At 56.1% G+C, this 26,242-nt stretch carries 23 protein-coding genes; 11 read left to right on the plus strand and 12 right to left on the minus strand.

The genetic code is table 11. The features are described 5' to 3' along the window. Positions 1 to 19: 19 nt before the first annotated feature. The 3 genes from HGP17_RS14860 to HGP17_RS14870 all read right to left on the minus strand — a co-directional run bounded on the left by HGP17_RS14860 (position 20) and on the right by HGP17_RS14870 (position 4,646). Positions 20 to 1,996, minus strand: a complete 1,977-nt coding sequence (locus HGP17_RS14860; RefSeq protein ID WP_168810207.1) for a hypothetical protein — start codon at positions 1,994 to 1,996, stop codon at positions 20 to 22. Between the two features lie 758 nt (positions 1,997 to 2,754). Next, positions 2,755 to 3,744: a DarT ssDNA thymidine ADP-ribosyltransferase family protein gene (locus HGP17_RS14865; protein WP_168810209.1), complete on the minus strand. Its 990-nt coding sequence runs from the start codon at positions 3,742 to 3,744 to the stop codon at positions 2,755 to 2,757. Next, positions 3,735 to 4,646: a macro domain-containing protein gene (locus HGP17_RS14870; RefSeq protein ID WP_168810211.1), complete on the minus strand. Its 912-nt coding sequence runs from the start codon at positions 4,644 to 4,646 to the stop codon at positions 3,735 to 3,737. Before HGP17_RS14870 ends, HGP17_RS14865 begins: the two co-directional genes overlap by 10 nt. A 585-nt stretch (positions 4,647 to 5,231) precedes the next feature. Between HGP17_RS14870 and HGP17_RS14875 the strand changes: the two genes are divergently transcribed. From HGP17_RS14875 to HGP17_RS14890, 4 genes are read left to right on the plus strand one after another with little or no spacing between them, the layout of a single operon-like run. After that, on the plus strand, positions 5,232 to 5,552 hold the full coding sequence (locus HGP17_RS14875; protein WP_168810213.1) for a hypothetical protein: 321 nt from the start codon (positions 5,232 to 5,234) through the stop codon (positions 5,550 to 5,552). Next, positions 5,549 to 8,674, plus strand: a complete 3,126-nt coding sequence (locus tag HGP17_RS14880; protein WP_168810214.1) for a hypothetical protein — start codon at positions 5,549 to 5,551, stop codon at positions 8,672 to 8,674. The genes HGP17_RS14875 and HGP17_RS14880 overlap by 4 nt, the downstream gene beginning before the upstream one ends. Further along, a complete protein-coding gene (locus HGP17_RS14885) occupies positions 8,632 to 9,480 on the plus strand; it encodes a hypothetical protein (protein ID WP_168810216.1) in 849 nt (282 codons plus the stop codon). Before HGP17_RS14880 ends, HGP17_RS14885 begins: the two co-directional genes overlap by 43 nt. Continuing rightward, positions 9,477 to 10,769: a hypothetical protein gene (locus HGP17_RS14890; protein ID WP_168810217.1), complete on the plus strand. Its 1,293-nt coding sequence runs from the start codon at positions 9,477 to 9,479 to the stop codon at positions 10,767 to 10,769. Before HGP17_RS14885 ends, HGP17_RS14890 begins: the two co-directional genes overlap by 4 nt. 503 nt (positions 10,770 to 11,272) lie before the next feature. Here HGP17_RS14890 and HGP17_RS33935 read toward each other — a convergent pair. From HGP17_RS33935 to HGP17_RS14910, 4 genes are read right to left on the minus strand one after another with little or no spacing between them, the layout of a single operon-like run. Next, the gene (locus tag HGP17_RS33935) at positions 11,273 to 11,614 is read right to left on the minus strand and encodes a DUF6527 family protein (protein WP_281412762.1); all 342 of its coding nucleotides are present in this window, start codon (positions 11,612 to 11,614) and stop codon (positions 11,273 to 11,275) included. Then, positions 11,614 to 13,098: a ThiF family adenylyltransferase gene (locus HGP17_RS14900; RefSeq protein WP_348648942.1), complete on the minus strand. Its 1,485-nt coding sequence runs from the start codon at positions 13,096 to 13,098 to the stop codon at positions 11,614 to 11,616. The genes HGP17_RS33935 and HGP17_RS14900 overlap by 1 nt, the downstream gene beginning before the upstream one ends. After that, positions 13,008 to 13,421: an E2/UBC family protein gene (locus HGP17_RS14905; protein WP_168810221.1), complete on the minus strand. Its 414-nt coding sequence runs from the start codon at positions 13,419 to 13,421 to the stop codon at positions 13,008 to 13,010. The genes HGP17_RS14900 and HGP17_RS14905 overlap by 91 nt, the downstream gene beginning before the upstream one ends. Before the next feature lie 4 nt (positions 13,422 to 13,425). After that, on the minus strand, positions 13,426 to 13,761 hold the full coding sequence (locus tag HGP17_RS14910) for a multiubiquitin domain-containing protein (protein ID WP_168810223.1): 336 nt from the start codon (positions 13,759 to 13,761) through the stop codon (positions 13,426 to 13,428). A gap of 154 nt (positions 13,762 to 13,915) precedes the next feature. On the opposite strand from HGP17_RS14910, the gene HGP17_RS14915 reads away from it, so the two are divergent. Further along, complete coding sequence (locus HGP17_RS14915; RefSeq protein WP_168810225.1) at positions 13,916 to 14,287, plus strand: helix-turn-helix transcriptional regulator; 372 nt, start codon at positions 13,916 to 13,918, stop codon at positions 14,285 to 14,287. Between the two features lie 3 nt (positions 14,288 to 14,290). Here HGP17_RS14915 and HGP17_RS14920 read toward each other — a convergent pair whose 3' ends face one another. From HGP17_RS14920 to HGP17_RS33740, 3 genes are all read right to left on the minus strand, one after another. Beyond that, on the minus strand, positions 14,291 to 16,513 hold the full coding sequence (locus HGP17_RS14920; protein WP_168810227.1) for a S8 family peptidase: 2,223 nt from the start codon (positions 16,511 to 16,513) through the stop codon (positions 14,291 to 14,293). Next, complete coding sequence (locus HGP17_RS14925) at positions 16,479 to 17,555, minus strand: ATP-binding protein (RefSeq protein ID WP_246704107.1); 1,077 nt, start codon at positions 17,553 to 17,555, stop codon at positions 16,479 to 16,481. Before HGP17_RS14925 ends, HGP17_RS14920 begins: the two co-directional genes overlap by 35 nt. A gap of 581 nt (positions 17,556 to 18,136) precedes the next feature. Beyond that, positions 18,137 to 18,583: a hypothetical protein gene (locus tag HGP17_RS33740; protein ID WP_246704108.1), complete on the minus strand. Its 447-nt coding sequence runs from the start codon at positions 18,581 to 18,583 to the stop codon at positions 18,137 to 18,139. 78 nt (positions 18,584 to 18,661) lie between these two features. Between HGP17_RS33740 and HGP17_RS33745 the strand changes: the two genes are divergently transcribed. After that, positions 18,662 to 19,366: a hypothetical protein gene (locus HGP17_RS33745; RefSeq protein WP_246704109.1), complete on the plus strand. Its 705-nt coding sequence runs from the start codon at positions 18,662 to 18,664 to the stop codon at positions 19,364 to 19,366. A gap of 80 nt (positions 19,367 to 19,446) precedes the next feature. Here HGP17_RS33745 and HGP17_RS14935 read toward each other — a convergent pair whose 3' ends face one another. After that, on the minus strand, positions 19,447 to 20,280 hold the full coding sequence (locus HGP17_RS14935) for a DUF5131 family protein (RefSeq protein WP_168810233.1): 834 nt from the start codon (positions 20,278 to 20,280) through the stop codon (positions 19,447 to 19,449). A gap of 148 nt (positions 20,281 to 20,428) precedes the next feature. Further along, entirely contained in the window at positions 20,429 to 21,568 is a 1,140-nt protein-coding gene (locus tag HGP17_RS14940; RefSeq protein ID WP_168810235.1) for an RHE_PE00001 family protein, read from the minus strand. Positions 21,569 to 21,982: 414 nt separating this feature from the next. On the opposite strand from HGP17_RS14940, the gene HGP17_RS34025 reads away from it, so the two are divergent. The 5 genes from HGP17_RS34025 (at position 21,983) to repA (ending at position 26,239) form a co-directional block, all read left to right on the plus strand. Further along, positions 21,983 to 22,264 carry a hypothetical protein gene (locus HGP17_RS34025; RefSeq protein ID WP_348648943.1) on the plus strand — a complete coding sequence of 94 codons (282 nt, stop codon included), beginning with the start codon at positions 21,983 to 21,985 and terminating at the stop codon, positions 22,262 to 22,264. Positions 22,265 to 22,337: 73 nt separating this feature from the next. Beyond that, the gene (locus HGP17_RS34030; RefSeq protein ID WP_348648944.1) at positions 22,338 to 22,610 is read left to right on the plus strand and encodes a hypothetical protein; all 273 of its coding nucleotides are present in this window, start codon (positions 22,338 to 22,340) and stop codon (positions 22,608 to 22,610) included. Positions 22,611 to 22,639: 29 nt separating this feature from the next. After that, a complete protein-coding gene (locus HGP17_RS34035; RefSeq protein ID WP_348648953.1) occupies positions 22,640 to 22,867 on the plus strand; it encodes a hypothetical protein in 228 nt (75 codons plus the stop codon). Positions 22,868 to 24,028: 1,161 nt separating this feature from the next. Next, positions 24,029 to 24,517, plus strand: a complete 489-nt coding sequence (locus HGP17_RS14950; RefSeq protein ID WP_168810237.1) for a ProQ/FINO family protein — start codon at positions 24,029 to 24,031, stop codon at positions 24,515 to 24,517. A 528-nt stretch (positions 24,518 to 25,045) separates the two neighbouring features. Next, entirely contained in the window at positions 25,046 to 26,239 is a 1,194-nt protein-coding gene (gene repA / locus HGP17_RS14955) for a plasmid partitioning protein RepA (protein WP_168810239.1), read from the plus strand. Positions 26,240 to 26,242: the final 3 nt, after the last annotated feature.

Here is a 26,242-nt window from a genome sequence, read left to right on the forward strand (position 1 = left end):
ATGGGAGTCGAGCAGATGATCAGCTATCCACTCTTGGCTGTCGCCAGCCATGTCTGCCCGTCAAGAGCTGGATGTCAGCAAACGCTATCTCGGTCCAGAAATCTCTCGTCCCGAACGTGAGGTGCTTTAGAGGACGGAATGCGGCAGACACGGATGGCGCACGATCCAGTGCATAGAGTAGCTGGCCAAGGTCCATCCAATAAACATCGATGAAGTATGGGAACAAATCGAGCTCTCCTCGGTCATTGGTGGGCGCGATCTTGGCGAGCCGATCAAGAACCTCGGTTGTTGCCGCATTGAAGTCCTCAATAGCCTTTACATCTTCGGCCATAGGGCTGAGCGAACCGAACCTTCGGCCCAGAATTGCCGGCATGGCATTGGCGGTGAGCAACCGGTCCATGATTGGGCCGTAGCTCAGCGGAGAAACAGCCACCTTGAAAACCGTGAGATCTTCCGTCTTGTCGTCACCGGAAGTCAGGGGCGGTAGACCAGTCTTACGAAGATAGAAGTCGTGGCGCACCAGTTGCTTCAGCATCGCAAGGAAACTATCGGCGTAGTCGATAAATCCCGAGTAGATGATCCCCGATCGTGCTTTGGCGGTGAGCGACTTGGCCTTAGTCTCGAACAGCACGAGCGCGCCTTCATCCCGCGTGCCGACGTCAAGTTGAAACACATGGTTGTCGCGTTCGTAGGATACATCCGGCGCCACAATGGGTGGCGACTTCTCGCGGCACGCGGCCGCAATCGCCAATTCCAGCACCTGCCCCGTAACTTCGGCAGCTCGCGCTTTAGGTAACCGTTGCCAGATCAACCTAAACAGCATCTCGCAGGCGGCGTTGACCGCAAGCGGACGCGGCAGCAAGGCGACGCTGTTGTCCGGTGCTTCGAAGATCAGAAACCTGTCCTGGTTTCGGCGGTGACTGTCTGCCGGTTCTTTGTAGCCGGGATTGACCTTGTCTTTGTTGCCGAAAGCTTCGCGCCAAAGGATCGGGTGCGAAGCACGAACTGGCCCGGATGCGAAAAGCCGAAGTTCGGTATCGTGACTCTGAACGAGGAGGAGCCGCAGCTCGTTCAGTAGATCGATTAACTTGAACCCGAGCTTTTCCTCATCGACCGGCTTCAGGCAAGCTTTCAGAGCATCGCCAATTTTCATCACGATGAGCTGCGGCGCCTGCGGAAGCGAAAACAGCTCGCGCCATGTGATACTTTCCCTCAGAACCCGCTCGAACTCCTCTGGCGGAATCCCAGCCATTTGCTCGTACTGGCTGTATCGCTGGCAGTCGTGGATGGCGGCAAAGTCTCTCGCCAAATCCGTTAGCGTTTTCCAGGCAACCTCTGGCTTGTTTGCGCTGCCCGGAGAGCCCAGGTTAGCGATGGCAAGTGTTAGGAGCCAGCCCCATGGATAGGCGGGCTCATACTCTCCCGGCGTTGATGATACCCTGTTGCCGAAGATGAAAAACCCGTCATGGACTGCCTTGCTCTCAACCAATACCCGAAAAATCTGCTGGGCGCAGGAAGCTCCCCCTAAAAGCTTCACCAGCGAGATAACCTGATCGCAGATTTGCTTGACGGTTTCCAGCGATGCATACGGTCCGAAAGCCGAAGCTTCAATTCTATATCCTCGCTTCATCAGGCGACCCGCGGCCTTACCAACATAAACTACCCGCTCGGGCCATGACGGATCCTTAAGAAAGTCAGGCTGCTTCTTCGCCCAGCATATCGCTTCCATCCACGCCTCTGGGTGGTCGAAACCGACATATCGATCCCCGGACACATCCTTGCTCAATATGCCAAATGTGATTGCAACTGCTTCGGACATTAGACCTGCTGAGGCCAAAATCTTAATTGAGTGCGACAATCGCCTGAGATCTGCTGCGTGCAAGCCACCTTCTGCAGCCGCTAGAAGTTTTCTGGGCGGACGCGGGTCGGCGAAGCAGCTCTCCTCGGCGTTCAGGAAATATTCCTCGAAAAGCTTATGATCATCTTTGTGCAGCATCGGGCCACACTATTCGATCCATCAGTCTTGCAAAAGGTTCCCGCTATCAGAAGGAGTGTATTAGAATAACTGCTTTTACATCCGATCATTGTTGAATGACCACAGTAGGTGCGCTCACCGCTCAAATGTGGCAACCATGGAGCGACCACTATATGACTGAGCTGCTTAAAACCTGACGTGCAGGATACCAACCCATCACTGCCAAAGGAGTTACGCAATCAGACCGGCAGCTCTCCAACGTCGGCGTTCCGATTTATATGGCTGACATAAAGCTGCGAAGCTAGCGAAGGTTTCGCCTTGAAGGGATAAGAACCGCCGGCCCGTAATCTGATTTGGCTAAGCTATTGAAAAACATCACCGCGGCGTGACGTTAGTCTACGTGACCGAACACACCGACCGGCGGATTTCATGCGAATCCAACGTTGTGCGACACTTATTACCAGCACGAGATCACAGGGGTTTTTCATTTCCTCTCGCGAATGCTCAAACATCCGCGACCTAATTCGCGCCAACAGGGTTGCCATGCACATTGCCGGCGGGCAAAAAGATCATGGCCATATTTCCCGGCATAACCTATTTTGAGCGGTTGTTAATCTTAGACAGCGCATTATAAATTGAGCCGCCGCGAGAGCCAGAGGCGTCCGCTCTGGACAGCCAAATGCGCTTTCTGCGGCTTGACGGCGTCAGTCACTCTCTTGGGCGAAACCCATGCCCGACGCAGTACCGGCTCAGGTCATCGTTCTTCACTCGATAAGTCGTTAGAGGAAAATGTTGTTGCCGACGTCCATGAACGAGGCGAAGCCAAGATGACCTTCGAGATGAATTTTCACCAGATAATTGCCATCTTGAAGCTGTGCAGGAAACCGCCAGCTCGTTGACGGCAGGGGTGGTCGCGCTGGGCTAGAGGGATTTCGGTAGTCGACGCGCTTTGCCCCGTCAGACGACCACACATCGACACGGATATCGATAGGTGCGTAATCCTGTCGAGGGCTGAACTGTGCAACAACGCCATCACGCGCGATCGCGACTTTTTCGACGTAGACGAAACGCTTGTCGAATACGAGCAGGTCATCAGATACCAACACGCGGTCGCGCCACCCGTTGGCGTCAGGTCCGAGCATATGGAGGAGCGTCGATGCCTCTGCATCCGTCCTGCAGTAAATCCATTGCAAGGTTTGAGCCAATGACATCGGTGACGTCACCAAAACCTCCGCACACCGGTGATCAATGATTGAGCGATCACCTGCGATATCGCCTTCATGATAGACCTTGTGGAAGGGTATCGACGAAAAGTAGGCCTCGGTGTCACCCACTGAAGCAGACGCGAGCTGCATGTTCCGGTCGCTAAAGCACACACCATCCCGAAGAAGGACGCTCCGAGCGTCGAAAACGAACATGATCAGGATCGGGGCATGGGAATTCTCGCCGTGGGCGCACTCGCCAGGCTTGCGGATACCCTCGATATGCCATTGCGTCGGAGTTCGCGGCCGGAAGTAAATCCGACCGAACTCGTGTGCATGGTTGCGTGCGTCGATCACGCCAACGCCGGCAACATCCCTCACCCGCGCATTCTGGGCGTCGTTTCTCGACCTGAGATTCCCGTCTCTCAGGATTGCCACCGCGTTTTCGATTGGCGCATGATGAAAAAGCCTTGCCGGCCACCGACCACGATAGGGTCGGTAGCTCCCCGCCAGATTTGCCGACCAGGTGGCGATATGGCTGTCTACAAAAGCACCGCTCAGTGCCATTGCAGCGTCATCTGTTCGGTTGACTGGGCATCGGCGGGCGCAATGCTCGTTGCCGGTTGGGCCAGTTCTAGTGCCAGCTCGGATGCCGCGTCGCCGAAGCGCTGTATTTCGATGAGACGGACGAATGGTAGCAAAGCAAGGAGCGATATCAGCGCGCTCCCACTTTCGAACGCCGCCCAGCCGGCCTTCTCTTGAGTGAGAAAGCCCTTCTGGAGGGAAACCCAGATGCCCCAGAGGTCTTCGGCGTCGAAGGCCCACTCTACATTGGGCGTCGATAGCCGGAGTTCGGTCCCATCATACTCAGCGCTGAGCCGTTCGTGCGAGCTCAAGTCGATGAAATTCGGTCCGGCGAGCTCGATGGCACGCGGAAGCATAGACAGAAATTCGGTGTAGGAGGGTGCAGTATCGATCTCCCCTGCCAGGATAGATGGCACGTGCTCCAGGTGTTCAGGCAAGCCGATCTTCTTATCGAAGTCGTGGATAAAGATCTGGATTTTTAGGGGGGCTAGATAATGCTCCATCACCGGCTGCACGTTGTCCCAATTGAGACCTCCATTGCCACAACCCAAACGCGGAAACGAGATTTCTCGGATTCCGAGCTCGGAGAAGCCACTTACGAACCTCTGAAGGCCCTGCTCGATCCATTCGAGTTTCGACGGATTGCGCCAATGATCCTTCGTCGGAAAGTTCAGAACCCATTGGGTCGATCCTTTCCAAAGCCACAGCTTTCCCGGCCGAAGGAGCTTTTGCTCGCAGATCCTGCGATATGCCGCATACATCTGCGGCTCGCGGTCCCGGAACTCCTTTGCGATCCCTTTGCCCATGACTCCAACGCAATTCACTGTGTTGACCAGTGTCTGGGCGGACGACTCGAGCAGGCTGGTTCGACGGTAGATCAACATAGTGTTTGCCGCATTCCTTCCAACATAGTCTCGCGAGCATAGGTAGAACGAAAACGTGTTGATGTGAAGACATAGGCGGCATGTGGCATTGAAATCGAAATAGGCGCCCTTCAAAACCTCGAGAGGATGAAACTCGTATTGTCCCTCCCAACTGAAGTGGGTACCTGCTGATCAGTGACTTAACCTTACAGGGATGAGGAGATTTCACCTGGACGAGGAGGCCGTGGAGGTAGGAATTCGCCTAATTTTAACCGACCAAAGACGCTGAAGTTGAGGATCGAGCAGGAAGGTGCGATCTCACGATGGTAGCCAGGTCTTCAGCTGACGGAAATCGCGTACGCTGTTCTCGACAACATGATCGGAGATTTTCTAATCATCGGAGTTATGGATAGCCAACTCGAGTAACAGTTTTCCCCTGCATGTTTGGCAAAAATGATACTCCCTGGCTAACGCAATGTCCTTGAACAATTCACGGGAAGGTAGCAATCTTGTAAGGGCTGACGGGAGCAAAAAATGGGCGATATGGCTTGTCCGTAGTGCCCCCCAAGGGGCCAAAGAACTAGTTTGAAAAGATAGAGGGATTTGATGGAAACTTGGCAAGCTGCTTTTGTTGGCGCTATTGGGGCGATTTTGCCTGACCTGCTCAAGGCAATCAGAAAGCGCTTCCAAAAACGGCCGGCTTATCTCGGTACGGGTTGGTATTGGTCGATGCTGGCCGTTTTGGCTGTATTGGGCGCCGTCGTCGTGGCGTTCCGCCATCCTGCCGATGCCTTGGAGGGGCTGGCGTTTGGGGCCGTCGCACCGGTTTTCCTTGCTCAAATTCTCGGCGTCGAGAAAGATGACCATTTGGGCACCGAAGCTAAGCCCGACTTTATTCACCAGGTGCGCCTGTGGTGGGGGTCGTGAGAATTGTCGATGCGTCAATCAGGACCAGTCTGTTCAAACGAACGCTCACGCTGAGCGACATCGATCGCGCGGCCGATTTCATAGTGCCAGGACGAAATCTGCCGTTCGCACCCAAACCAATCAACCTTTGGAGTGAAGACGCTCAAAAGCAGTTTGATTCCTGTTTCGGTTCTTCGGGGATCGCCAGCGATCTCGACAAGCGCATGTTCAACAGAGCTGGTCCGACGATTCTTCGTGTCCCTGCAGCTGAAGCAGATCTTGTGCCGTGGGAGGCCTTCCAGCGTCAGCTGGATACGGCGAACCGTCGAAAGTTGGCGATTGTCAGGGCGATCGACCAAGATAAAGCCTTCAGGTTCGACAAGACGCCGTCGCGGATGCGGATCCTGGCGCTGGTGGGGCATCCGGGCGACGACACGGCCTTCGATCCCGGCAACGCTCAAACGTTTCTCACCTCTGTGTTCAACGCCGCCGTCACCGCAAATCCTCGGGTCGAAAGAGCGGTAGTGACTCAGCTTCGCCGCCAAAACCTTGCAGACTGCATCAGCGTGGTCACCGATCTCAACCCTAACGTCCTTCTCTTCTTCGGTCACGGCGGGCATTCGCCGCCCAGAATACGACTCGCCGCAGGCGATGACGGCTGGATGGAGCTCGGCGCCTTTGTAGACGAAGTCTTCATGAACGCGTCCCAGCGGCCCGCGTTCTGGATTTTCTGGGCATGCTCACTTGCGGAGAATGCCAACCAGCCCGACCAACATCTCGATTCACCCCAGATGCTCAGTGTCCTTGGAGAGCGGGGCGGCATCGCGGCGTTGGCGATGCGATCGCGCATTCAAATCAGAACAGCGCGGGTCATGCTTGAGGCACTCCTCAGCGCTATCGCTGCAGGTGAGCCTCTCGAGATCGCTGCCGGTCTATCGCGTGCGGCCTGCCTCGAAAGCTTCCCTGAGACTCGTGGGCGCATGGACTACGCCGCGCCGGCTGTCTGGTCGCGAAGTGAACCTGTCGACCGCATAACTTGGGGCGCAGACGAAGCCTTCCCAGCGTCATGGGTCGCGTTGCCCTTGATCGCAACCGGAAATGAATTTCCGGAATTCGCCGCCGGCAGTGCAGATGTCGATGATGTGACTGCCTCTCTCGCCGAAACTTGGGCTACCCCGGGCCGTTTTTTCATCTCTACGAGCAATGGCGGAGAATCTGTCGAGGACGTTGCAGTTAGAGCGAGGCTCGTTGGCGTCGCGGCAATGATCCGTAAGCGGACCGGGCGCCCCGTCGTGCCGGTTTTCTTGCGCACAGGAACCACGTTCGACCAACGTCTGGGAAACTGGGCTGGAGATGCGCACGGCTATCTCGATCCGCGCTTTCATGACCGCGAACTGGCGATGGCGATCGCATCGATCGCCACCGAGCGCCTAAACGGCCTGTCGCGGTTGTTGGCCATTCCAGAGGTGGTCGTGATATTCTCCGAACCGCCAGATCGATCAGCCGGATGGGACGTATTGGCGAACACGCCGACAGGCTCCTCTGTTGTCGTGCTCGGGCGGTTTCCATCTGCCGAAACGGCAGGTTGGATTTTGGATACGCTTATGTTTCGCCCAAACGCTGAAGAACTCTCGAACATCATTGTGGAGGAGCCGCTCGGCTGCGCTATCCTTGGTGTGATCGAGCGACCTATCGCGTTACGTGAGGTAGAGCGCATGACGGGGTCGAGTGCAGGGGCTCTTGATCGGCTTGACCCTCTCCTCGTGCGCGTTGGCAGCCGGCGCGTCTTAGCGGAAACTGTCCGCAAAACGCTCCGCGACAACCTCGACAAAAACGTGGTCGTCGAAGCCCGTGAAAAATGCATTCACTTCCTCAGCGAAAACTCGGTTGAACATGACTTCGACGCCACTGTCGAAGTTTGCAACCAGCATCTGGCTCTCGGCCGCGACGCAGCAGCAGCGGAAGTGGTCAACGCCGCATGGGCGGTATGCGGCGACCTTTGGTCGGTCCAAAAACGCCTGCGTTTGTTCAATCTGGCCGCCACCCGCGCAAAACTTTGCGATCTACTCCAAGACGATCTTTTGCTTGCTTTAGCGCAAGCAGCCGTCACCGCCCAGGAAACACAAGTTGCTCGGCTCGTCCTCGAAGCTTTCCGTCCGCGCTCTGCGACGCACAAAGCTCGTCGACACGCTATGCTGGCCGAATGTCTAAAAGCCGATGCCGGCCGGCCGGCGGCGATCGCGGGGATGTGGCGGCATGCCAATGATGCCCTAGTAAGCGCCGAAGCCGCTGTCGCCGCCGGCGAGGGTATGACGGAAACCGATGTGCTGGCGTTCCGCCACGATCTCGCTCGGCTCGAGCAATATTTTCGACACGATTATCAAGGCGCCTTGAAGCTGTACCAAGACATCCGTGACCTGCTTCGCACACAGGCTAAGAATGACATGGCATTGGCCTACCTGTTTGCTGCTTCATCCCGCAATGCCGCAGAATGCCTACTCGATCCCGCCCAACGACCTCTCGACCCCACCATCCGAGAGCAAGCTGAGGATCTTGTCGAAGAGGGACTCGGTATGGTCTCGATGTTTTCCCTCAAGCAGGTCGAAGCGGAGCTTCTGTATACCCGGGCCAGAATCGCCGAAGCCGCTGGCGACGATATCGCCGCGGCCGGGCTCCTTGCGCAACTGGCAAGTGGATCCAGCGCCCGAAACTATCCCCTGTTGGCTGCGATCGCCAACGATCGGCTTGCTTGGAACGAGCAGAGGCAGGGCCGCCGCGTTTTTAGCTGGGAAGATCTAGAGGGGCGCTTACGGATGCTCGATCTCTTCGATCATTCGTGGGCTGCAAGGGTTGCCATCAAAACCAGGCTACGTGCAGCCAAATTACTCTATCACCGCGGTTCTCAGCTCGATCTGGATCGGGCAAGACAGCTGCTTGAAGAGAACCATCGTGAATTCAGGCGCCTGACGCATCTGTCTGGAGGCGAAGATGCCCAAAACGCCGCTGGCACATTCTCTGGCCTCGACGTGCTTTCCGGCGGCTCCAGACAAACCTGGCGGGAATTTCTGGTCAATCCGCTCTCACAGAGGATTTCGGAGGAATGGAAGAAGCGAACTGCCAAGGAAATGTGGGAGGCTGCGTAATGGGAACCGGAAGCTTCGGAGGTGGTAGCGGATCCGTCGGCGGCGGCGGCTCGGGAAGCGGATCGAAAGGGCACGGCGGCACCTCGAATGGAGCAGGGAGCGACGGTGGCGGTGGTGCAAAGGGTTCTCTGTTGCGTGCCATCGAAGGTTTGCGGGAAATTACACGGCGCCTCACCGCGGACCCAGATCAGGGGCGTTTGACTCGAGTCATCAATGAGTTGCTGCGCGACCGGGGCAGAGCTACTTTTTTTAGCGACATGCTAACAGACGGGTTTGCCAACGCGCTTCTCGGCGACCTCCTCGCGATTGGCGCGAGACTGCGAGCCGGTGAGGGCTGGGCGCAAATTGCGCAAAGCTTCGGGGTCGATGCAGGCCTAGGATCGATGCAAGCCCTTTGTGACGCGTGCATCGACCAGGCCTTACGAGCTAGGGCCTACCAGGTTGATGACCGGTATATTGAAAGCGCCTCGGCGGCCTTCCGAGAGTTCATGGTCGCGTCGGTCGGCGGAGACCGCATTCTGGCAACCCGTGGCGACGTTGCGCAGGTCGATGCAGCGATTGACCGCAATGTCTTCGCCAATGCGATCGGCGGGTTCTTGGGCGACCTTATTGGCCAGGTCCTTCAGGCCGAGTCCTACGTCGACCTGGGCGCGGCAACTCCGGCGGTCCAGCAAGCCTCCAATACTCTGGCGATTGCAATCTACGACCGATTCGATGCGAAGTTCGTCCAAAAAGGAAAAGCCGAACGGCGCGATGCGCTTCGCGTCATCGGTGAAAATTACTTTGCCTTGGTGACCGCCTCATGAGCCTCAAAAACAAGAACCAGGTAACTGTCGTCCTGCAGAAGGGACCGCGCCCGGAAAGCCAAAGCCAAGTTCTCGATCTGGATACTATCGCCTGGCACGACGGCATCGGAATAGGCTCTGAAGGACTGCACCCTCGCGCACTCGATCTTCTCGAAATCATGCGTGTGGTCTGGGAAGTTGAGCGCTACGTCCCGAAGCGAATTTCAAGCCAGCGGCTGCGGCAGGTCTCGATCGCCATGCCGCTGCGCGAGCCGTCCGGTTGGTCCGTAACGGCGATGCAGGCGCTGACGGCAATGCTCCGCCTGCTTGGCAATACAGAGTGGCAGTTCGATTTCACGCAGCGGCAGGGATCCAACGCGCTCGACGCGCTTGCGGCGAACGCCGCCCGCACTAAGTCTGGCAAAGCAGAGACGGTCTCGTTGTTTTCCGGCGGGCTCGACAGCACCTGCGGTCTCGGCAATCTTTTCGACCAACGGAGCCAGACCGTACTGGCCTCGTTTTACGGCGCGAAGGCGAAACAGCAGGAGCTTGCCTTAGAACTTGGTTTTGAGCGGCATGTGCAGGTCGGCTGCCGCTGGGACGGCGGTCGTAGGCGCATCGGCGGGCAATTCCAATATCGCTCGGCTCTCTTCCTAGCTTTGGGTGCGGCCGTCGCCATTTCGTTCGGTGCCGCCAGGCTCATGCAGTTCGAAAACGGACCTCTTGCCATAGCCGCGCCCCCCTCACCGACCTACAGGATGACGCGGCACGCTCACCCGCTGCTCCACAGATTGGTCGAGCAATTGCTAACCGCGCTGTTTTCGGTGACAATAAAGGTCGAAAACCCGTTCTTGGTTTTCACTAAAGGAGAGGCTGCGGATGCACTCTACAAACGGCTCGGAAGAGAGCGTTTTCTCTCGACGGTCGCAAAGACAGAGACCTGTTGGAGCCTCGCTTCGCGACAGATTCTCGGCAGTGTTACGAAGCGTTTGGGACAGCCTTGCGGCGTGTGCATTCCCTGCCTTGTGCGCCGGACAGCGCTGTCTCCCGATCCGTTGACCTGTGCGGTCGATTTGACGTCAGCGAAGGCCCCCCATTACAATGATCCCAACGTGCGCATCCATGTTGATGCGTTTCTGACCTGGGCACGCAAGATTACCAGTCCTTCGTACAAGACCGAAGACTATCTCTTCGAGGCGCCGCGCATCCTACGCGAGGCGGTCGCTGCTTCGAACGGCGACTTGACGATAGAAACAGCTCTTGCCCTTCAGCGTCGCTTCGCCACAGAAATCATCAAGACGTTTACTTGAGACGAAAACGATGTCGCCGCCAACCCGCCAGCGCCCGCATTTCGCAATCAGTATTCGACAGCCTTGGGCCGCCCTAATCGTCGCCGGCCGGAAGACAATTGAAGTACGCAGTTGGTCCGTCGACTATCGCGGGCCTCTGTTTATCCATACTGGGAAGAAACCGGCCGAAGAGTTCATAGATAGGTTTCCCGACATTGATACGAGCTTCCAAGGGGGCCTCCTTGGTGTCGCCGACTTGGCGGATATTCAACCTTTCACACAAGCATTGTGGAGCCGTCTCCGATCGGAACACTTGGTACCAGGTCCGATGCCGAATAAAGCCTTCGGATGGCGATTTGAGCGACCACGAAAGTTGCTGAACCCCGTTCCTTTGTCAGGTCAGCTTGGGCTATTCACGGTACCGGATAATGTTTCGGCACTTGCCCTTACTGTTGATCTGCAGCCTTAGCCACAGGCCCATGGGTGCTTCGATTCCATTAAAGGCGTCGATCGTTCAACTTACATCAAGTCCAACGAACTCGGCCTCGCCTGAACCAGAAATGCACTCCACACTCCTTTTTCCGCCAAACTGACGGATGAAGCGATGCGGTTCCGTCGTCGTGGCAAGTAATTGTCCAACACGGCCGTTCATCCGGGAGAAGGTTCATGTGGAGAACGTGATTACGGCAGCGCGGGCAAAGCATGGCTGCCTGTTCTTCGAAGCCGTCCTCTTCCACAATGTAGATGGTCTTCCTTTTCAGCTTTTCCGGCAGAAGGGCTTGGACCACGATTGTTTTATAGGGCGGGTTAATCCAGCCAGCGAATAGCAGGCGCAGCCATGTGAGGAATTGAGTAATCCAGTTCATCAGCTACGCTTTCCGAGTTCAGGCATCCCGAGGAGGGGCTTAGTATCCCCGAAGCCAGTCTTCGGCAAAAGGATCGGGCAGATCCCCGCTTCGCTTTCGTAGAAGAGTTCCATGCTCGCGAGGCTGAAGGTAACGCTCGCGTAGTCCCGGTTCGGCAATTCCCGAAACGGATGAAGCCGGGCAAGAAACTCATCGACCGCAAGAGCGGCCGCGAGCATGTTGACGCTGATCACCGCCGGCCGACGATTAACGACGCCGCGAATGTATCCTTCTTCCAGTTGCCGCCGGTGGGCATCGGGATCGGTCCGGCGAAGGCCAGCCGCAGCCACATCTTCCATAGAAAACAGATCGCGGCTCATCAACGAGGAGCGGCCCGGCTGCAGATAATGAATAGTGCCGCAAACCTCACGGATCTGGCCGCGGTTATATCCGTCGCGGACCGCATCGAGCCGGATACCGATATCAAAGTACGGTATGAGATACTGGCTCGCGATGCAGTTCAGAAGATATCGTCCATCGACCGTATCCATGCATCCGAAGAGCACGTCACATTGGGCAATGGTCCGAACAACGTCAGGGTCCCAGAGATTGCGAGGCAGCCGAACAACCTTGGTGCCCAAACCCATCCGCTCGATGGCATCGCCAACGACGTCAACTTTTTTTCGGCCGACCTTTGCGTCGCTCATGGTTGAGTTGATGATCCTGTTCACATTGCGGTCCTCAATCGGATCGTCGTCAACGATGACGACTTCGCCCACTCCAAGACGCACCAACTGCTCAACAACCGGGCTGCCGGTACCGGAGCAACCCACAATGCCGATAGACAGCTTGCGGAGCCGCTCGATCGTTCCCTCATCGAAGGCTTGCGCGTGAGAGGCGACAAAACTCGGCATCTCAACATCACCCGTGTTGGGATACCAGAACAACAAATCATCGCCGGCGACACTGATGCCGCTGATGGTGCGCATGTCATTGTCATCAACAAGCACTCGGCCGAACATCTCCCCGGTTGGCAGCATGACGACACTCCCGTGCGGAATATCGGCTTCCACCCAACCTCGGATCATGGGCAGTAGCTTGTGATCGCCGACGTCATCAACATCTGAAAACTGCGGATAGCCGCCCGGATGGCTGTGGACCTTGATAACCGAAAGCCCATTCTCAGCAGCTCGATCCAAAATGCCGGCAATGTAGTCGGGGCTCCAGACGACGCCGATTGAGGACCGTTCGAGGCATTCCTCATAAGGGATATCGTGAATCTCTCGTACCGTCAGCCGATGACTGCGGTCGCCGTCCCGGCGACCGCAGAGAAGGATGGCTACAGCCTCGTACCCGTCACCGGGGAACAGAAAGCTTTTCAGATGTGCGTGTTGATCGCCTGATAGCGCGAGCGTTACCTTGCAGGGCATTTCTCGAACTCCCGTTCCAGCCATTCTTCGATCAGGAAAACATGGGTTCCCAGATTGTCGAAACCGATCTTCCACGGATTGGCAGGGGTTCGATGTCGCGACCAGCGCTGGTAGATCTTGCCATCCAACGGCTGCTGCGCTTCGGAGCAGCCAATCGGCTGTCCGTCGAGGCGGCTGAGCGGAGGATAGAAATAGACCATGTCAAGCTGAGCATTCGGATAGCCCGCCTCGATCCGGATGGCGGCCGTAACCTTTTCGTGGTTATAGCCCTTAGGCACCGTAAACTCGTGGATAAGAACCCAGGACGAACCATCGGCGATGGTTTCCCACGGGCATTCGTAGGTTGCGAGAAATTCCTCGTCTTCCACACCAAGATCAAAAGCACGCCGCATTTCCATTGCTTCAGCCCTCCGTCTGATCGCGCGGCAGCGCCTTGAACTTCTCGATGCCCTTGCGACGTAGGTCAACCTCTTCATCGAGAGAGATCTTCTCGGGACGTTCGCCAGCCATCTTCAGTCGCAGGGTATAGTCCTTGGCAGGGAGAAGGCCTGCGAGCGTCAGGATTTCCGAGCCGGTCGGGTTCGGCTTCTGGATCACGTACGGTTTGCCGTTGACCTGAAGGCGATAGCCCTTGGCAAGTGGGGGCTGCTTGCCGAGCTTGGCATACTCTTCGAGATCAATGATGTCATCGAGGATCTGTTCCTCGCCCGGGTCGTTGCCCTTTTCATGCATGTTCATTTTTTTGTCCTTCATGTGCTGCAGCCGACCTCGTCGACCAATGTATGCATGGTGTCACAAGCCTGCTTGATATGTCAAGCAAAAATTAGCATGCTTGACAGAATGAGCACGCGGGCGTATTATTTAAGACAAATCAATATGTTATCAGATGGTTATGAATCAGGACACCGAACAAAAACCGGCGACCCTTCCGAATCTCGGGCAATATCTAGCTTCGATTCGCGAGGATCGGGGCATGAAACTGAGAGAGGTGGAGGCGGCAACGAAGCGCGAAGTTTCAAACGCTTATCTCAGCCAAATCGAGAACGGCAAGATCAAGAAACCGTCCCCGAACGTCCTCCATTCACTCGCGGTCGTCTATAAAATCAACTACGAGCAACTGATGGTGATGGCGGGTTATGCTGTCATGTCAAAGACGCAAAAGCCCAATCCTCCTGCCCACAATAGCTTCACCGAGCTTAACCTGACGCCCGAAGAAGACGCAAAACTTCTCGAGTATCTTCGTTTCTTGCGAAGCACCAAATAGGGGTCAGGTTCGCACCGGGATATCGATGATGGGTCTGATCGGCTCAAGCACGGTCGCGTATTTGCGGACGATCTGGTCGTAAAGATCGGCCACTTTCCTTGCGCGAACGGTGATAACCAACGCATAAGCCAATTGCTCGTCAGGTGCGAAGTTTCGGCCTTCTAGCCGGGCATTGTAGTGAATGTCAAAGCACGGACGGCTCAGACTCCTGCCTTGGAATCGTCTGGAAGCGTGCAGGCAGTTTTCCCATTTCCAGGCGTCACGGCGCAATTCGTCTTCGGCCGCATCCAGACCAGGATCGCCAAAGAACGATTTCGAGTTTGCATGGACTTGTTCGTCAGCCTTGAACCTCCCATCATGCGGACGGAAGGTGGCGGTTAGACCTGCCCGTGTGTAGTTGCCGGGATGATGTGGGTCCGTCTGGCATTTATAGCAAAGTGTTGCGGTAATCTCGATCATGCCGGCGAGCTCTGTGTCGGGCATAGGAACCGCAGCCCGAATATATTTGGCCGGCGATATTGCGCCCTGATAAATCACCCGGATCGTGTTGTCATCGCACAGAACCATCTCGTCGATCGTGCGCGCTACCCTACCCCAACCGACTTCCGCGTGCGGAAGGTCGCTTGGTTCGGCCGAATGGATCAAAAGTGATCGCACGGCAAGGAGATTTACCGCACCGCCAAAATGGGCTCGTAAACCAGCGCCGAGTCGCAGAGTGCTGGGGGCAGCGAAAGACGTCCCGCCAGTCGGCTCAAGTTTGCCGACCGGGCCCTCAGCAACAACGAGAAACGGCCTCGGAAGCGATCCTCCGAACTCAACAATGTCGGGTTTGATGAGGCCGGGGCTTCGCCCAGGCCCGACAGCACTGTAAGCCGCCCTCTGCCAGGTTGTGCCGGGAGAATCTGCTGCGCCAACCGCCAGTGCGTTGATACAATCGGACGGAACCTGGATACGATTGAAGCCCATTATGGCGTCACCTTCACCATTGTTACCCACGGCGATGGTGGCAAGCGTGTCGTTGAGCGCGAAGCGCTCATCGAGAACCGCGGTCCAGGCGTGCACGTCGTCGTCCTCGATGGAGAGGCTCGGACCGATGCTAATATTGACGAAATCGTATGGCCGATTATTCAAGACGTAGTCGATGCGCTCCAGCGCCTCATAGAGCTCGCGTGGATCCTGCCCCGGCTCGGCATCAAGCACCCGGTAGTGATCAACATTGCAATACGGAACGTCGATCGGCCCGGCTGGATCGAGCGATCCGAAAAGAAAAGCTGACGTGACCTGCAGACCATGGCTCATCAGCACAGGATGAGATCCACCGATATGTCGGCCTTCAATCGAAGTCGCCCATGGATCGAGGACATGGTCGTCGGGGAGGCCGCCGTCAAAAATTGCAGCTCTGATCGAGGGATCCACCGCGGGTTCGCTCGGCAACCGGATCGATTGCGATGGCAGTCCCGACGTTCGAAAGGCAGGTCTCAAGATCCGAAGCCGCGGCATCTGCCTGATTGCACGAACGATCGTGAATGTTGCAATTTCATCGGCGAGATCAACGGGTGCCTCGATTTCAACGAAGCATAGACCACCGGCGTAAAAGCGCTTGGAAAGATCCTGCTCGATGCCAAGGGTCGCGAGATAGACGTCAAAAGCTGGCAAGATCTGGGTTTCGCCGAGGAGTGGATCAGTGTGCAGAACGACTTCGAAGACCGCCTCCCTGCCCCTTGGCAACGGCCCCTTGATCTTGTCGTCAACGGTTGGGGCCGCGATCTCCTCGATCGTGATCATGTCGTCAGCAACGCTGGTGTCGTCGTCCCATCGTGGCAACGCGCCCTGCCATTGGCGGAAAGCTGATCGAGGACCGAGCAAGAAAAGCTCGGTCGTCAGTGTTTCGGTGGGTTCGCGCCCTTTCGACTTTTTGGCCGGGGTGATCCGGCGCGGCCGGCTGCCGACGGCCAGCAAACCCGTCTGCTTTAACAATGCGCCGGGATAGAAGGATTTGGCAATATATTCCGGGTTCAGCGTCACAGACGCGACCGCATGATCTTGCGGACATGCAGCCGCAGGCAATTCATCGAGGGTCACGACCGTGGCTGAAAGCATCGGCGACAGGCGAGCACGCGCTTCAGCGAAGGTATAGGGCGCCACTTTATTGGGTGGGCCACTTCGCACGATTACGCTACTGGTGAGCCGCTCACCTTTGCCCAGAAGAAAGTTGCGCTTTGCCATCCTGTTTCCGCTTTCGCTCCGGCTTCGCCTTGGGTTTGGAAGGTTCACCTCTAATCGTCTCGCGTGCAACACCGGTGAATTCGTGCGCCGCACGTTGCGACATCAGCTTCTCTCCAGCCAGCGTCCGCGCCAGCGCAATTCGTTCCGGTTTCGCCAACTGGTCCGGACGGATGAAATCCTTCAGATAGCTGGCCAAATCGCCACCGTGAATGGCCGCAAGCCGACGCGCAGACTTAATATCCCGATCGATATCGCTGAAGGACTTACCGGCCATCGTTCCAGCCATGATCCCAGCCCATTCGTCCGACTTTTCCATATAGGGACTGAGAGCAGCCTTCACGAAGACCCTGATCGCCTGTGGATCCGGCATCGGAAACTCGACCGCGTGATCGAAGCGTCGCCAGATCGCTGGATCGAGAAGCTCTGCGTGGTTGGTCGCCGCCAACAGCAGTCCGGTTGCCGGCCAGTCATCAATTTCTTGAATCAGGACAGTGACAAGCCGTTTCAATTCCCCGATCTCGCCGCGATCATCTCGCCGCTTTGCGATAGCGTCCAGTTCATCGAGCAGCAAGACGCACCGCATCGACTTTGCATAATCTAGAACATGCCGAAGGTTGGTCCCGGTCCGACCGAGATAGCTACTCATGACGGCTGCCAGATCAAGGATCAGCAGTGGTCGATTGAGCGATCGCGCAACCCAGCGCGCTGCCATGGTTTTGCCAACACCAGGCGGTCCAGTAAAGATTGCCGAACTTGTCGGCTCCAATCCCGCCTTTAGAAGAGCGTCCAGATGTGTCCGCTCGTCGACAATCCGATCCAAAGACCGGCCGATCTCCACGGAAAAAACCGGCTCGTGATCGAGCGTGGGCGTCTCTTCAATCCGCAGCAGCGAGAAGCGGGTGTCTGTGTCGGTTGGGAGAACAGCTTCCGTTTGACGGCGCAGCGGAGATGCCTGGGTCGGAGCTTCCCGCATGAGCTCGACCAGCCCCGTCGCAAGTTCTGGCGCGTTCTCGCGATGTGCCTTCGCCATGCGATGTACCATCTGCAAGACATCCTGCGGCCTCCCCGAGAGCGCTATGCGAGCCAGGTTTAAAATGTCTTTTTCAAGTTTTGATGCCACAGCTGCCACAAGCGCTTCCGATCTCATTTGCCATTGAGTTATAACTCGACGCGGAAGATTTTCTACGCCTCTCAGTTAATTTTTCTTCCACCTAAAGGCATATTATTGTTTTATATGATATTTTTTTGGAAGACATGCATATTGGGCTCGAAATATTCCCGCAGCTTTGGAGAGATTCGTCTTCCACCGCTCCATCCGCATCGGTCGCAGCAGTCGCGTCAACGTCGTGGCATCTGACCCTCAACCGAGGCCTTGAAAGGGCGACATGTGAGCTGGCAACTCCTCGTCGCCAAGGATCAAAAAATAATAGATGCGAAGCGGGTCAGACCACTTAATCACAGCTACTCGTTCAGCGTTTTCCCGTAATTCCATCGCCAGTAACCCTGAAAAGAAAGGAAAACAAGCCGCCCGAAATCTCATCTTCAACAAGCCCTCACTCAACGAAGTTGACGAGTTGGTCGCGGTTACCACGAAGATGGATACCTTATCCGAGATCACGAAGATCAAAGCGCCCGCGCCGGCCACAAGCGCGTTTGCTGAGAGACACCTATCGTGTCTCTATAGATCGGAGCAGATGTGCGCTTTGGTGAATTGGCCGCGTTGCGGAGATCCAATTCCTTCTCCCCGACCAGAAGCGCCGTAACCTTATCGATATCGCTCAGGCGAGCAGGCGTCTCGTTGGCGATCGATGTTACGAAGTCACCATAAGATACCGGTGCGTCACCGTGCGTATCGCGGATCCGGCGCATGAAATCGTCGGCCAACCGATCCTTCATGACTTCCTCGTCCTTGGGTCCAAACCAAAAATCCGGAGCATTGCCTGGATCGAGATTCGGATTGAAGCCGAGCATCTCCAACCCACCGTGCCCCTGGTGCAAGGACTGGTTATTGATCAGCCAATGGCTGTCGACCATCACGTTCCTGGCCTTCAGGTGGTTCGAGAGATGCACTAGCCATAGATCCTTCCGAGCCTCTTTTGATCTAAGGAAAAATGGGCTTTGGAATTTCGCGCCTGTCATGCCTGAGATATGCCGCAGCAGCAGGCGTTGGATGACATAACGTCCACCATGCTCGCCCTTGTAGCGAAGGAATTCGCGGAGCTGATCTTCGGATATTTCAATCGGCGCAAGGCGGTTGACGGTTTGAGGTTTGTCGGTGAGGTAATCGATAAGCCAGCCGACGGCGAAGGTGAGGATGCATTCGCCCGCCGAGAACTGGAGTATCTTTCGAACGGTTTCAAAGGCGACGTCCGAATAGCCTTTTTGATCCAGGAGGAAAATCGAGCGCCCCACGCCGCCGCGCGTGCGCTGTTCGATCCTGCGACAGATATCCGGGAACACGACCTCGAACTTTGCGTGATGAAGGAATACCGATTTTCCGATCGCAGCAAGGTGGCCTTCCTTCGTCAGCTCCTCCCGAAGAAAGTCGATGTGGTCCTTTTTGCTGTCGACGAAATGATATTCGGCGTCGATGGTGAGCGGCTTTGTCCGCCCGACATTTGCTTCCACCTGAGCCTTGTTTACAGCATCCAGGAAGAGAAGTGGTGTGCCGCGGACAAGCTCGCCGGCATCACTAAATCGACCACCTCCGCAAAATCCGTCGACCAACGTGATGCGCTGTCTCTCCTGGGCGTGGCTCACGAGCGTTGCTGGGAAATAATTTTGAAGATAGGTCTCGATGAGACGCAATTTCGCGCCGCTGTGAGCGCTAAGAGGCGGCAGCTCACTGCCTAGCTTCCATCCAAATTCGGCGATTGTCGCGACTCCCATGCCAACCACGTCTAAGTTGCGTTCGACATGTAGAGCTGTCAAGTTCAGGCGGCCTTATCTGCCTTTTCGCAGCCTTTTGGAAACTCCCTCACCAACCTGCCATCAACAAGACCTCCCCCTTTGCCATGAGGATCAATTTCTTTGACTTGCGCTGGCGACATTCCTTGCTCTTGCACAAGCGGATTATTGCCAGGCGCCCCCCATTGCTTGTGAAATGCTGCGATACCGAATTCCTGACAATCGGCAATTATGTCTCGCGCCCATTGGCTCACCATAGGGCGAGCGCGCGGGCCACTTTCTCCGCCACTGATAAGCCAGTCCGGCCTCGGATCGCCATGTGATATCCGAAGCGGACCTATCGCCGGCTCGTAGGACACGAACCAGACACGAGCGGGGATGAGAGAGAGGAATCTCTTCCTTTGATCGAAACGGGATTGATCCTCAGCAGTGAAGCCTAGCCAGACATTCGAATATCCCTTGCTCCCCCAATCGGCCGGCAGCATTTTCTGGATATTCTGCGGGCGCTTGGTCAACAACTGCCAATCGAGCGATGGGGTTGCACGGATGACTTTGAAAAGATCTTCACGCCACGTCGGATCAGCTTGGTTGTCGAAAACATCGGCAAGCGAAGCGCAAAAGACGCGCTGCCTGCGACCGTGAACGCTCGCGAATTCTGCGGCCTTGCGTTGCCACATATGCGGAGCCTTCCAATAACTCTCTGTCGTGCGCTTGCGAGGCGAGTTGCCCCATTTGACCTGACCGGACCGCTTGGCCCAAGCCTCGGCATAGCAGTTGTCGCAACCTGGGCTGATGTTGGTGCAGCCGGTCCACGGGTTGAAAGTGTGGTCGGTCCATTCGATCGTCGAATTCATCGCCATGGTGACACCTCTCGCCAAAAATCTGCAAATCGCCCGGTGATTCTACTTTCGTTCTCTCCTGTCACAAAATGATTAAGGTTGTGGTCGCCATTTAATGGAAGCGTTATCGGCCGGCTTATCATATGGGTCGGCACCTGAACGCTTGAGCTTAGATTACGCCCCACGCCCGAAACCTCCCCCTCCCCGTCATCTCCCTGAGGCCGAGTTCCAAAACGATCCGCCGCGCCGCCTGCGGCGTCACGTCGAGCGTCTTGGCCACCATCCCGGCCGACACCAGCGGCTTTGCCATGACGAGCTCGACCAGCTCCGGCAATTTTGACGACGTTCGCCGTCCTTCGAGCTTTCGGTCCATCATTGTCTTTGCCAGCGTCAGCCGGTCATGCTCCTTCATGCCGGTCTCAGCGGCCGCCAATTGCCCTTGGGCGATGGCGAGCAACCGGGTATCGCGATCGCGATGCCGGCGCCGATCGACGGGAATGGTTTTGAGGCCGGAGTTGATAGCGGCGAGATGGGCGCCTGACGTGATGCCTGCCTGGCGCAGAATTGAAGCGGACAACAGCCGGCCAAGCCATGGCGCGTGCTGCAGCACGGACAGCTCGTTCCAGGCATCGAGGGCAACGATCGCCTGCAGCATCGCCGGCAGGTGTTCGGCCTGGCGCAGCACGCCGCGCCATTCGTCGAGCCGGGCATCCTCGTCCCAGTCGAGATCGTAGATCAGAGGATCCTTGTCGGACGGTCTGTTGCTGCCGGCGCGGCCGGGACGTTTTGCGCCCTCGATTGCCGCCTCCGATCGCGCGAGCACCGCATCGATCGCGGCGAGATCGACGCCGGGGAGATTTCCGAGGTCATCGACATCGTCCCCCTCCCCTTCCGGATCGGCCGGGACCGCGGGCCGCATGGTGCTTGCCGCCTCCTCCAGGCCCGTGCCGGCGGCTGTGATCTCCGAGGTCTGCCGGAGCGTCCGCAAACCGTCGGGTGATAGGGCCCAGTCCGGCACCTGGCCAGCAATACGCCGGCGGGTTCGCAACACGTCGCGGGCAATGGTGAGTTCGTGGGTGGGTGTGCGCGTATCGCGAAACGCGTCGTGGAGAACGAGGTCCTCGAGGTGAACGAGCTCGCCGTCGATCCAGAGGGAGGCGCAGGCATCGGCGAAATTTTGCCGCTCGAGAAAGCCAGCGCCGGCCGATGAGCGAGCGATGCGCTCGTCGAGACGCGTGAGGGCGATACCGGCGTCAAAAGCCGGCTGAACCAAATTCAAAATTGGAATTTTCGAAAGATCATAAGCCATTGATTTTATGGTAAACGATCTCTTATAGGAACTCTATCGGAATATTGAGGTTCCTCACATGGTATGATTGCGGGTTAGTGTGATAACCATCGATAAGTATCAAGTATCGATAGTCATTAGTTAAATTTCATATTTTGAACGATGCGATTGTCCGAGCTCAACCGGGCAAATCACCCGCAAAGCTAGCCAACTCGGCGTACATTAGCAATCGACGTTAGGCGAGATAGACAGAGAACTCCCTCCCTTGTGCCGCGGTTATGCTGAACGTAGCTTGTTGCATCATAATAGGATGTTTTGGCCGTCATATTAGTTATATTCCGGCCACGATCGTAGGTATCCTTCCATTTTGAGCAATGCGGCACGCATTTTTGATGCAGCACTTATGTTGCAATCTTTCTTAGGTAGGAGCACCGTATGGATTCGAAGCGCAAGCTCCGGTATGCCTCTCCTATCCCACGAAAGTCTAAGCCGGTGCTTATGAAGTCAACGATCGATCATTTGCCACCCGTCGAGCAGCACAAGCTACATCAAGTCGTGGAGTTGCTGCGAGAGGAGTTCGATGATGTCCTGAAGGGTGCCTCAGCCGAGTTTACGAAACGCGGCCGTATCCTCAAAATTATCTTGTTTGGTTCTTACGCCCGCGGCGGCTGGGTGGACGACCCCCATACCAAAAAGGGGTACCGCTCGGTACTTTGATCTGCTTGTGGTCGTCAACAATAGGAAACTTTCGGATTTCAGCACTTAGTAGGAACGAGCGGAAAATCGCTTAATGAGCGAAAGGCAGCCCACAACGCCAGTAAATTTCATCGTGCACTCGCTTCGGGAAGTCAATATGCGGCTGGAACAAGGCGGGTACTTCTTCGTCGACCTTAGGCGCGATGATATCGTCCTTTACGAAGTCGATGAAAAACCGCTTTCCAATCCAGTTCTGCTACGTCCAGCCGACGCTTACAGTTTTGCTACAGAGTACTACGAGGATCGGATACCTAATGCGCGAATATTTGCCAAAACTGCGAATTTCCTTTTGAACGAAGGGGCCTAAAACAGGCCGCTTTTCTGCTGCATCAGTCAATCGAGCAGGCCTATACGTCATTCTTATTAGTCTTAATCAATTACAGTCCGGCATTGCACAATATCAAACACCTTCGCGGCCTAGCGGAAGGACAAGTGCAGGAGCTTTCCGAGATCTGGCCGCGCGATCAGCAGCGTTACGCCGCTTGGTTCAACGTCGTCAACGAAGCCTACGTCAAAGCAAGCTATCCAAAGCACTACGAGATCACCCGTGAAGCTCTCATCTGACTATCAGGCCGAGTTACGGAACTAATCGCGAAAATCGAGGTCGCTTGCCTACACCATCTCGAACGTCTCAAGAATGGTGCAATTGAAGCCGAACGTAGGCAACATAAAACACGCACATAGATGTGTGGCCTTTCAAGATACCAAGCTTCGAGCAAAAAGCTCGCAGCGCTCGATTGAGGCACGACGAGGTAAGACCAATCAAACCTCGAATTCAATTCGAAACTCAACGGGATGGATTTGCAAGCGCCTAGAAATTTATGAAGACAAAGCGCTTTATAGTGATAGCATCTACTGATGACACTCTTCAAGGCAATCAGAATGCCACTGCTAGTAAAGAGGGACCATTTTTCCTGAACGCTTACCGCAGTAGTCCGCGGGCAACTTCCAACTACATTTGTTGGCAGCGTTGCACCTGAACACACTTATTTCTCATTCTATATACACCGATGGGGTAGCTGCAGAGCGCCTTGGGCGCATAGTGAAGGACAGCCATCCCGTCTCGGCTCAATACGCGAATGAACGGGGAGCTGAAAACATCCGCGCCAAAATTCCCGATCATAGAGCCCCAATTGAGATCTACGGCAGGTCTCCGTCAATGCCAAAGCTTCAACATGAGCTGCCGAGGAACATCGAACGGAGATGTAGAAGTTACGGCTGACTTGAAAATCGGCGGAAACGATACTCATCAATCAGGGCCGATGGGACATCCTTGAAATGACGGCCACGTGACATCTAATGCTTCCGGACCCTCTCCCGCTTCTGATACCGTGGAAATAGCTTCTCAAACCTAGAACTGAAGTACCGTTAACGACAGCGGTCGACGCCAACGATAAGTTAACGACATTAATCGGCGTCGACAAACAAAACCCGACAAATTTGCGCACACCGAGCAATTGGTCGCATCAGCAAATTTATTCTTTGCAGACAGCTGATTTCCGCTAGGATTGGTGCCGCGTACTCAATACCTTCCGCGGCCTGGTGCAGGCTATCCGCTCAACTATAAAAATCTCGTTAACCAAGAACTTGCTGCCGCTATTACTTCTTCATATATGGGTACCGGCTCGATGGAGAAGCCGATAATGAAGATGGTTTATGCGCCATCCCGTCAAAATCGCTTCACAATGAGTTCGTAATGAGTTTTGAGGCAGAGGAATGATTTCTATGGAAGAATCCCGGATGACGAATCACGGTCCCATCGTGGCAACGGCACTGGACATCAAGAAGGCCGACGCCATCAATACCCTTCTGGTTCACCATATTGGCATTCTGCCACAGAAGCCCGGCGATCTCATCCGACCCTTCGCGCTTGGCCTCTGGAATGAAATTCGTCCGCTTCTCAGACCCGATATGTCCGTCATGTCCCTTCGCAGAGCGACCAGCGCGTTTCTTCACTCCAAGCAATACTATTTCGCATGCGCACAATCCGACTCCATGCGTCACAACATCGACGGCAACCCGACCGAGCCCCTATCGGCGGATGACCGCCAAGCCGCCCAGAAACGCCTTGTGGTGCTGAAGCAAACACAGAGCAAACCGGCCCCTGCCCCCGTCGAGCCGAAGGCGCCGCCCGCGCCTGTCGTCAGCAAGGCCGATTTGATCCGGGCCTCTCTTCTTGGTCGCCGAAAACTCTCCGATGGCGTCGCCAGGTAACGCGCCTGCTCCACAGCAGATTATCTGCGACAACTGAGCCACACTGAAAAACCATCCTGAGCCGTAGGGCCGATGCGCGGCAGCGGGTCGGTTCCGCCGCTTACTATGTCATGCGCGGTTGATGACGACCATCCCCCCTAGAAATCGGCTGGAGTGCAGCGTAGTCCGCGGACCACAAGGTCGAGCGCCGCCTTGCATTGCGCTGGCCATGCCGCAGAGCGCATGATGATCGCCAATGCGCATCATCCCCAAGATAGCAGTAGTCCGCGGACTACGTCCTTTCGCAGGCCCTGAAATCCCTAAAGTTCCGAGCATCGGCATGAACCGTCGACTCTTGTCACTACGGAGCCGAAACATCATTCATCCGACACTTGCGACAGCCTGCCTAAGAAGCAAGCCGGCAAGCAAAAGCGCTAAAATCTGCCAATAGTTTAAGCATTTGTAAAATGGACACGAATCGGAGCATATTATAACTGCGTAGTTCGACAGCTTTCCGTCACAATTGCGCAGTTAATTGGGAAAACCACTATGCAGCCGAGTCTCGCACTCCAAGACGATCAAGAGCACCTTCCGACGCTTCTGGCGACAGATGCGCAAGAGCTGTCATACCAGCTCCAGCAACATCAGGCAAAAGTCTTTCCGCCTCAATCACAGAAGACCATGCGGATGTTTGCGCCTGCGGAAGCGGCTGCCTTCATCGGCATAGGAGAGGGCTATCTTCGCCAGATCGCTGCTGAGGGCCACGGCCCGGACCCGCTTGCAAATGGACGCAGGCTCTACACCGCCGAGGATATGGACAAGATCCGCAAGGTTCTCGACGAGCGGAATGGCACACCGAAATATGTCCCATCCCGGCGCGGCAGCGAAAAGCTCCAGGTCATCTCCGTGATGAATTTCAAGGGCGGATCGGGCAAGACGACGACAGCGGCCCATCTTGCGCAATATCTTGCGTTGAGGGGCTATCGCGTCCTCGCTGTCGATCTCGACCCGCAGGCTTCACTGTCCGCCCTGTTCGGGCATCAGCCGGAACTTGATGTCGGCGATGGCGAGACGCTTTACGGGGCCATCCGCTATGAGGCGCCGAGACCGATCTCGGAGATCGTCCGCTCCACCTACACGCCGAACCTTCATCTCATCCCGGGAAATCTCGAACTCATGGAATTCGAGCACGAGACGCCGCGTGCCATGGCCGCCGGCAAGGCAGAGACGATGTTCTTTGCTCGCATCGGCGAAACCCTGACGGAGATCGAAAGCTTCTACGACGTCGTCGTGATCGACTGCCCGCCGCAGCTCGGCTTCCTGACGATGTCGGCGCTTTGTGCGGCAACCTCGATGCTGATCACCGTGCACCCCCAGATGCTGGATGTCATGTCGATGTCCCAGTTCCTGACGATGACGAGCGAACTGATGTCCGTCGTCGAAAAGGCCGGCGGACGCACGAGCTACGACTGGATGCGGTATCTCATCACGCGCTTTGAGCCGAATGACGGGCCCCAGAGCCAGATGACCGGCTTCATGAAGGCCATCTTCGGCAATCGCATGCTCACCAATGCCATGGTCAAATCGACGGCCGTTGCCGATGCTGGCGTGACGAAGCAGACGCTTTACGAAGTTGAACGCGCCCAGTTCACCAGGGGCACTTATGACCGCGCGCTGGATTCGCTCAATCTCGTGAATGGCGAGATCGAAGCCCATATCCGCATGACGTGGGGAAGGAAATAGATA

The sequence above is a fragment of the Rhizobium sp. P38BS-XIX genome (assembly GCF_012641435.1).
Lineage (GTDB): Bacteria > Pseudomonadota > Alphaproteobacteria > Rhizobiales > Rhizobiaceae > Rhizobium.